Annotated in this window: 10 protein-coding genes; 9 read left to right on the forward strand and 1 reads right to left on the reverse strand. The window is 55.0% G+C overall.

Annotated features, from left to right (window positions below):
* A partial coding sequence (locus B2067_RS10960) for a hypothetical protein (protein WP_301388472.1) occupies positions 1-1657 on the reverse strand: 1657 nt, incomplete at its 3' end.
* Between the two features lie 153 nt (positions 1658-1810).
* On the opposite strand from B2067_RS10960, the gene ccmA reads away from it, so the two are divergent.
* The 9 genes from ccmA to B2067_RS11005 all read left to right on the forward strand — a co-directional run.
* Entirely contained in the window at positions 1811-2455 is a 645-nt protein-coding gene (gene ccmA, locus B2067_RS10965; protein ID WP_068443647.1) for a cytochrome c biogenesis heme-transporting ATPase CcmA, read from the forward strand.
* Complete coding sequence (gene ccmB / locus B2067_RS10970; protein ID WP_068435549.1) at positions 2452-3120, forward strand: heme exporter protein CcmB; 669 nt, start codon at positions 2452-2454, stop codon at positions 3118-3120. The genes ccmA and ccmB overlap by 4 nt, the downstream gene beginning before the upstream one ends.
* Positions 3121-3126: 6 nt before the next feature.
* Positions 3127-3873 (forward strand): heme ABC transporter permease, encoded by a 747-nt coding sequence (locus tag B2067_RS10975; protein WP_068443649.1) that lies wholly within the window; start codon positions 3127-3129, stop codon positions 3871-3873.
* Complete coding sequence (gene ccmD / locus B2067_RS10980) at positions 3873-4061, forward strand: heme exporter protein CcmD (protein ID WP_068443651.1); 189 nt, start codon at positions 3873-3875, stop codon at positions 4059-4061. Before B2067_RS10975 ends, ccmD begins: the two co-directional genes overlap by 1 nt.
* Positions 4045-4518 carry a cytochrome c maturation protein CcmE gene (gene ccmE, locus B2067_RS10985; protein ID WP_068443654.1) on the forward strand — a complete coding sequence of 158 codons (474 nt, stop codon included), beginning with the start codon at positions 4045-4047 and terminating at the stop codon, positions 4516-4518. The genes ccmD and ccmE overlap by 17 nt, the downstream gene beginning before the upstream one ends.
* Positions 4518-6482, forward strand: a complete 1965-nt coding sequence (locus tag B2067_RS10990) for a heme lyase CcmF/NrfE family subunit (protein ID WP_301388474.1) — start codon at positions 4518-4520, stop codon at positions 6480-6482. Before ccmE ends, B2067_RS10990 begins: the two co-directional genes overlap by 1 nt.
* Positions 6479-7000: a DsbE family thiol:disulfide interchange protein gene (locus B2067_RS10995; RefSeq protein WP_068437540.1), complete on the forward strand. Its 522-nt coding sequence runs from the start codon at positions 6479-6481 to the stop codon at positions 6998-7000. Before B2067_RS10990 ends, B2067_RS10995 begins: the two co-directional genes overlap by 4 nt.
* Positions 6997-7461: a cytochrome c-type biogenesis protein gene (locus tag B2067_RS11000; protein WP_301388475.1), complete on the forward strand. Its 465-nt coding sequence runs from the start codon at positions 6997-6999 to the stop codon at positions 7459-7461. The genes B2067_RS10995 and B2067_RS11000 overlap by 4 nt, the downstream gene beginning before the upstream one ends.
* Positions 7458-7670, forward strand: a 213-nt coding sequence (locus tag B2067_RS11005) for a hypothetical protein (RefSeq protein WP_301388477.1), incomplete at its 3' end; no start/stop codon positions are given. The genes B2067_RS11000 and B2067_RS11005, both read left to right, overlap by 4 nt.

Below are 7670 nucleotides of genomic sequence, written 5' to 3' on the forward strand. Positions count from 1 at the left end.
CCCGCCACATCAGGGGGACCTGATACTGAGTTGTATCCTGTGTCTGCACCAGGCGAACCTGCTCGGATTCGGTCTGGGACAGGGCGGTCTGCAGTAAACGGAAGGTTTCGGGGCGCAGCCCCTCGTTGAGCGCACCTGCCAATGGATTGGTCTGGGCGCCTGATCGTGCCGCTGCCATCGTAGCGCTTCCTGCAGCGCCTTCTGACGTGGCGGCTGGGTGGTTCTGACTCCGTCCCAATATAAACAGGAGTAATCCTTTGAGGTTATCGCCGGGAATGATCGGCGAGCTTTGCAGTATTGAACTGGCGGTTGAACTGGCCGGTGAGCTACTTAGCAGAGCGGCCAGCTGGGCGGCACTTGTCTCAGAATTAGCCGGGCTGTCAGAAGACAGTTGCTTCTGCAGTGTTTCAATCGCAGAGAGCAGCGATGGCCTGGTGATCGCAGAGTTGTCGGTGCTGACGGACTGACGTAAAGACTCTGATGCGCCGCTCGCCGCGGAGCTGGCCGTTGAACTTGCCGGAGCACCAGCGTGTGCCGCGGCCTTGTTCCAGAGCGTCTTAAAAACAGAAGCGACGGTTGTCGGGGAGGATGCAGACTCACCGGACGCAGAAGCACTGCCATGCGGTGTCGCAGCAAGACGAAATAACTGGCTCTCGTAATTCAGTGGGCTATTGGATATGGCTTTGTGAAGGCCTGATGGTGAACTGAGTTGCGCCGCATCGGGCAGGTTTCTGACTAACGCCTCGGTCGGTTGCAACAGGTTGGGCTGGCTATTTCTGTTAGCTCCGGCAGATGTCAGGTCATTTAACACAGCACGCAGAACGGCACTGTAGTCGGGGGTAGAGGTTGTTGCGACAGAAGGGCCTTGCAGTCCAGCACTGCTACCGACTGAATACCCGCTAGATACTGAGGCAGCCTGGGTTGGAGGTTGTCCTGACGATGTCGCCACTGATCCTGTCGGTAGTGAACTCCCTTGTGACCAGCCAGCACGAGCCATGAGTAAGGCTTTTATCGTATCTGGCAACGCTGCTGCGGAAGAGGTTGTAGCGCCTGCGCCAGAGACAGATGTTGGGTTCTGCTGCAGACTGGCAGAGGAAGTGGTTATACCATTGTTAGCTCTGGCGAGCTGGAGCGCGGCGGTTAATTGCAGCTGTTGCGCCATCGACTGTAACTGTGAGGCCAGTGAAGTATTCCCGGAGGCCTGAGCGGTAGGGTTAGCCGATGTCTGTGACACCTGACTCTGTGGAAGTTTAATGTCTGTAATTACGACACTGGGCGGTGTTTGTTCGGTCACTCGCAATGATACTTCGGCGCCTACCGGTAAGGGATGCGAGCTCTGAAGGTTCAGCGACTTCCCTTGAGAGGTGACTGTGATCTGCCAGTTATTTGGGCTTGAGGCGTTTCTGTCGCGTGGGCCGTTTTCTCTGACGTTATTCTTCGCGCTATCAGTGACGTCAGCGCTCGTCTGGCGACCGGATGTTGGGGGCTCAGGAGTACGCCGACTCGCTGTCACTGTGGCTGAAAACTCGACGTCTGATTTCGCGGAAGGGCCCGACGAAGCAGCTGACGATGAGCGCGCAGAAGAAGCCCCTGACGTTTCGCTGCGTACAGCCTTTGTCAGCGCGCTCTGTATCAGGGGCATATCAGGTGTTTTCATAGTTCACCTTATCGGCGCAGATTGACAAATCTTTATTGCGCTGGCTCAGCGTTGTCGTTGGCTTTTTCGGTATAATGCGTGCGCCAGATTTATTGATGACTCGCTGGCGCTTCACTTATTTGGCCATAGTATGGCCCGGAAATCGAGGTTCTGATGACGCCACAGCAGGGCGCCCAGCAAACATTACTCAGCGCGAGCGAACTCTATTGCGAGCGTGATGACCGTGTCCTTTTCGAAGGGCTGTCGCTGAGTATCTCAGATGGTGAGCTGATCCAGCTGGCAGGTCCTAATGGTGCCGGTAAAACGACGTTACTGAGGTTGCTGGCCGGGCTGAACCGCGATTTCAATGGGCAACTGCTCTGGCACAATGCGCCTATGACGACGGTGTACTCTGAGTATGCCCATCACCGCTTGTATATGGGACATCTGTCCGCGGTAAAAAAATCCCTGACCGCACTCGAGAATCTACGTTGGTTGACCGCGCAGGATAAAGCATCGGAAGAGGAACTCTGGGACGCTCTCGAACAGGTCGCGTTGGCGGGTTACGAGCATACTCCCTGCCTGCAACTCTCGGCCGGTCAGCAACGCCGTGTTGCGCTCGCACGTTTAAAAGTCAGCAAGGCCCCACTCTGGATATTGGACGAACCTTTTACCGCTCTGGATAAGGACGGTGTTTCATGGCTTGAGCGCGAACTGCAGTCTCACGTATCGAACGGTGGTGCTGTGATCATCACCAGCCATCACGCGCTGGAGGGTATTCCGGGATTACGCCGGATAGAGCTCGGAGGTGTCGCATGAGCCTGGTTCGGGCTACGGTTCGTCGAGACCTCTTGCTGGCTGCCAGAAACCCTGGTGAGTGGGCAAACCCGCTGATGTTTTTCCTGATGGTCGCGGCTTTGTTTCCGATGGCGGTCGACCCGAATCCTGAGTTTCTCTCAAAAATCGCGGGCGGCGTGATCTGGGTAGCCGCCTTGTTGGCGACGCTGTTGTCGTTAGACTCCCTGTATCGTGCCGATGTTGAAGACGGTTCACTGGAGCAATGGCTGGCATCGGGGGAGTCTCTGTATGCGATGTCGCTGGGAAAAGCCTTGGTGCACTGGTGCATCAGCGGCCTGCCTCTGACTCTGATGTCGCCCTTATTAGGTGTGATGCTGCATCTGCCGGAACACGCCTATTTCGCTTTATTTATCAGCCTGGCCGTGGGGACCCCAGTTCTGAGTCTGCTGGGCGCCGTCGGGGCCGCGCTGACTGCCAGTCTGAGAAGCGGCGGTCTGTTATTGACGCTGTTGATTCTGCCTCTGTACGTCCCTGTGCTGATCTTTGCTGCCAGTGCGGTTTATCACGCAGGGATCGGAATGGCTTACAATGGCCAGGTCGCTATGTTGGGCGCCATGTTAGCGCTGGCACTGGCATTAACCCCTTTTGCTGCTGGTGCAGCCTTAAAACTGAATTTATCGCGGTAACTGAATATGTGGCAGTGGCTTGTACGACTCTATCATCGACTCGGATCACCGAAGTGGTTCTATGAAATGACCGAGCGCTGGATCTTCTGGTTAGCGTTAGCGGCAGGTGGCTCGGCGATCGTGGGTCTGGTGCTTGGTTTGCTGTATGCGCCTGCAGATTATCAGCAAGGCGATAGTTTCAGAATTATCTACATCCATGTTCCTGCGGCTTTGCTGGCTCAGAGTGCCTATATGATGATGGCGGTTGCCGGTGCTGTGTACCTGATCTGGCGTATGAAAATGGCCGCCTGGGTGGCGAAGGTGATTGCGCCTGTCGGTGCGGCATTCTGCCTGATCGCGCTGCTGACGGGGGCTATCTGGGGTAAACCGACCTGGGGCACCTGGTGGGTCTGGGATGCGCGCCTGACGTCTATGTTGATGCTGTTGTTTCTTTATTTCGGCGTAATGGCGCTGCAGCAGGCGATGGAGTCAGAGGAAGCATCGTACAAGGCGGGGGCTATTCTCGCGCTGGTCGGTCTGGTGAATATTCCGATCATTAAGTATTCGGTGGAGTGGTGGAATACGCTGCATCAGCCAGCCACTCTGAAGTTGACCGAGAAACCGTCCATGCACCCGGATATGCTCTGGCCACTGCTGATCATGATTGTCAGTACTTATCTGTTTTTCGCACTGGTCGTCATTTTGCGTACACGTAACGAAATCCTCTGGCATGAGCGTAAACGCCAGTGGGTTCGAAAGATTCTGGAGTCCTGATGGAATTTTCTTCGTTAGCTGAATTTATTGCGATGGGAAAACACGGCTTTTATGTCTGGCTTTCGTACGGACTGACCGCCGTGATCATCGCCTTTGTTGTGATGCAGCCGATTCTGCATCGCCGTCGTTTACTGAAAGAGCAGGCCCAGCGTCTGCGTCGGGAGAAGCGTAATGCACCCTCAGCGTAAAAAACGTCTGCATCTGATTCTGTTTCTGGTTCTGGCTGTAGCATCTGCGGTCGGACTAGCCATGTACTCACTTTCACAGAACATCAACCTGTTTCAGACGCCGACACAGATTGCTAACGGCGAAGTGCCACCGGGCCGCACGATTCGTGCGGGTGGTCTGGTCGTTGAAGGAAGCGTTGAACGCGATCAGCAGGGGCTAGGGGTTACCTTCCGTGTGACCGATGGTCAGTCTGAAGTGCCTGTTTTCTATGACGGTATCCTGCCGGACCTGTTTCGTGAAGGTCAGGGGATTGTGGCCTTGGGTGAAGTGAACACAGAAGGACTGTTTGTCGCTTCAGAAGTCCTGGCGAAACACGATGAAAATTACATGCCGCCTGAGGTTCAGGCAGCGCTGGAGCAGGCCCATCAGGACGGTAAAGCTCAGATGGAAGCGGCGGCCAAGGAGGCAAGCTACTGATGCTGAATACCGCAATGCTTCATCTGCCGGAGATCGGGCAATTTGCACTGATACTGGCATTCATTATGGCCGTCCTGCAGGTCATCGTTCCACTGTTCGGTGTGAACCGCGGGCAGCTCTGGTTGATGGGTTATGCGCGCCCACTGGCCGTGGGTCAGGCGCTGTTTCTGGTGATCAGTCTGGTATTACTTGCGACCAGTTTCGTGATGGATGATTTTTCGGTTGCTTACGTGGCCGCTAACAGCAACAGCCTGCTGCCTACGCCTTATAAAATAAGTGCTGTCTGGGGGGCTCACGAGGGCTCGCTGCTGCTATGGGTCACTATGCTGGGCCTGTGGGGCGTGGCCGTTGCTTTACTCAGCCGCTCACTGCCATTGGATATGGTTGCGCGTGTGCTGTCGATCATGGGTATGGTATCGGTGGGTTTTATCCTGTTCACCCTGGAAACTTCAAACCCTTTTGCTCGTATTCTGCCAAGCCCGCCGCAGGACGGTGCTGACCTCAATCCGCTGCTGCAGGATTTTGGTCTGATCGTACACCCTCCAACACTTTATATGGGCTATGTGGGTCTGTCGGTTGCGTTCGCTTTCGCACTCGCAGCACTTATGAGCGGCCGTCTTGATGCCGCCTGGGCGCGCTGGTCACGCCCATGGACCACGGCTGCCTGGATTTTTCTGACGGTCGGTATCGCTCTGGGAAGCTGGTGGGCCTATTACGAACTCGGCTGGGGTGGCTGGTGGTTCTGGGACCCGGTAGAGAATGCATCGCTTATGCCCTGGCTGGTAGCTACGGCGTTACTGCACTCTCTTGCCGTGACAGAAAAGCGTGGTCTGTTTAAAAGCTGGACGGTGCTGCTTGCGATTTTTGCCTTCTCTCTGAGTCTGTTGGGGACTTTTCTGGTGCGTTCTGGCGTTCTTACGTCGGTGCATGCATTTGCATCCGACCCGGAGCGCGGCGTATTCATTCTTGCCTTGTTAGGGATATGCGTTGGCGGCTCGTTACTGCTTTATGCGCTCAAGGCGCCGACCGTCGCCTCGGTGGGGCGTTATGAAGTTGTCTCACGGGAGACTGCACTGCTGGTCAACAACCTGTTGCTGGTGGTGATGGCTCTGGCGGTACTGACCGGCACACTGTACCCGCTGGTGTACGACTTTATGGGGCTGGGTAAGTTGTCTGTAGGCGCGGCCTGGTTCAATACCATGTTTGTTCCTTTGACCGTGGCGCTGGCGCTATTAATGGGTGTGGGTGCTATGACCCGGTGGAAGTCCGATCGTGTCAGTCGACTCGGCGGCCAGCTTTGGATCGCAGGCGTTCTGGCTATCGTGTTCGCGATTGTTTTGGCGCTGCTGCTGTCTGAAGCCGTGAACGGCAGTGTGGTTCTTGGGTTGGGTATTTCGTTCTGGCTGATCTTTGCGACTTGTGCCGATGTGTGGAAAAAATCGAGAGGTCGTTTAGGCAAAATCCCCTCACTGGGTGTGAGTTATCTGGGCATGGTGATCGCGCACGTGGGTGTTGCTGTGACGATTATCGGCGTCACTATGGTGTCCAATTACAGTATCGATAAATCGGTGCGCATGGTACCGGGGCAGGTAGAAACTCTGGGTGATTATCAGTTCGAATTTACTGAAGCCGGAACGATAGAAGGGCCTAACTACACATCACAGGCGACGCGGTTCAATCTCTACAAAGAGGGAAAGAAGATTGAAGTGCTGACTGCCGAGAAGCGCCGTTATCACGCCCGAGGCAGTGTTATGACCGAGGCTGCGATAGACGTCACTCTGTTCCGTGATGTTTACATCTCTATGGGTGAAGCCCTGGAAGGTGACGCCTGGGGGATGCGTCTGCAGGTTAAACCTTACATGCGTTGGGTATGGCTGGGCGCTATCTTTATGTCGCTCGGTGGCTTTATGGCCGTGCTGGATAAGCGTTACCGCCGTCGTCAGAAAAAGGAGAAGCTGGCATGAACCGTCTGCTGCTATTTATCCCGCTGGTGATCTTCGCTCTGATGGGGTTGGTCTTCTGGGTTGGCCTGGGTATCGAAGATAAAACCAGTCTGCCGTCACCGCTTATCGGTAAGCCATTTCCGGAATTCGAGCTGGGTGTCGTCGAAGACGGCAGAACCCTGACAACGAAAGATCTGCAGGGGCAACCGGCCCTGGTGAATGTGTGGGCAACCTGGTGCCCGACATGCAAAGCCGAGCACGCCTTTCTGAATGAGCTGGCAGAGCAGGGCATCCGCATCATCGGAATTAATTACAAGGATGATGTGATGAAAGCACGGGACTGGCTCAAGGCTTACGGCAATCCCTATGCATACAACCTGTCTGATCCTCAGGGAAAGCTTGGCCTCGAGCTGGGCGTGTATGGCGCTCCTGAAACCTTTCTGATTGATTCAGAAGGCATTATCCGCGGTAAGCACATTGGCGACCTGAACCCTGTGGTCTGGGAATCTCTGGGTAAACAATTCGGAGAGATGCAATGAAACACTGTCTTTGGTTGTTGTGCCTGATTGCATTGCCTTCATGGTCGGTGATTGATGGGCACAAGTATCCGTTTCAGGACCCGGAAGATGCAGCACGGTTTGAGCAGCTTGCAGAAGATCTGCGTTGCCCTAAGTGTCAGAACCAGAACCTGGCCGATTCCAATGCGCCGGTCGCTGCGGATCTCCGGGACAAGGTGTATGAGCTGATGCAGGAAGGTAAGTCTGACGATGAAGTCGTGACTTATCTGGTTGATCGCTACGGTGATTTCGTTCGTTATAAGCCACCATTCCGGTTGGATACTCTGCTCTTGTGGGGAGGCCCAGCACTTCTTTTACTCTTCGGAATTCTGTTGCTGGCACTGTTGCGACGCCAGCAGGTTCAGCCCGTTGCCGAGTTGTCTGCCGAAGAGCGAGCCCGCCTCGAAGCGTTGAAATCCAGTCTCGATGAGGAAAACAAATGATTACTGGTCTGATCGGCCTGTTGGTTGTACTTCTGCTGGTGCTGTTATATCCAGCTATTCGTAATGCTCAGGCTGAAGCGGCAACCCCCGGTAAACTGCAGGCTCAGGAAAACCTGAGGCTCTATAAAGAGCGGGTAGCTGATGTGGAGGCGATGGACATCAGTGAAGACGACCGTAAGGCGATGATGCTTGAGCTGGACCGGGAGCTG

Origin of the sequence: Thalassolituus sp. UBA2590, assembly GCF_002339775.1 — a bacterium.
In the GTDB taxonomy this organism is placed as follows: domain Bacteria; phylum Pseudomonadota; class Gammaproteobacteria; order Pseudomonadales; family Oceanobacteraceae; genus Thalassolituus.

What these genes read in the sequence shown, in the direction of transcription:
- ccmA (WP_068443647.1), top strand. Translation starts at nt 1,811, where the DNA reads ATGACGCCACAGCAGGGCGCCCAGCAAACATTACTCAGCGCGAGCGAA.
- ccmD (WP_068443651.1), top strand. Translation starts at nt 3,873, where the DNA reads ATGGAATTTTCTTCGTTAGCTGAATTTATTGCGATGGGAAAACACGGC.
- ccmB (WP_068435549.1), top strand. Translation starts at nt 2,452, where the DNA reads ATGAGCCTGGTTCGGGCTACGGTTCGTCGAGACCTCTTGCTGGCTGCC.
- B2067_RS10975 (WP_068443649.1), top strand. Translation starts at nt 3,127, where the DNA reads ATGTGGCAGTGGCTTGTACGACTCTATCATCGACTCGGATCACCGAAG.
- B2067_RS10990 (WP_301388474.1), top strand. Translation starts at nt 4,518, where the DNA reads ATGCTGAATACCGCAATGCTTCATCTGCCGGAGATCGGGCAATTTGCA.
- B2067_RS11000 (WP_301388475.1), top strand. Translation starts at nt 6,997, where the DNA reads ATGAAACACTGTCTTTGGTTGTTGTGCCTGATTGCATTGCCTTCATGG.
- B2067_RS10995 (WP_068437540.1), top strand. Translation starts at nt 6,479, where the DNA reads ATGAACCGTCTGCTGCTATTTATCCCGCTGGTGATCTTCGCTCTGATG.
- ccmE (WP_068443654.1), top strand. Translation starts at nt 4,045, where the DNA reads ATGCACCCTCAGCGTAAAAAACGTCTGCATCTGATTCTGTTTCTGGTT.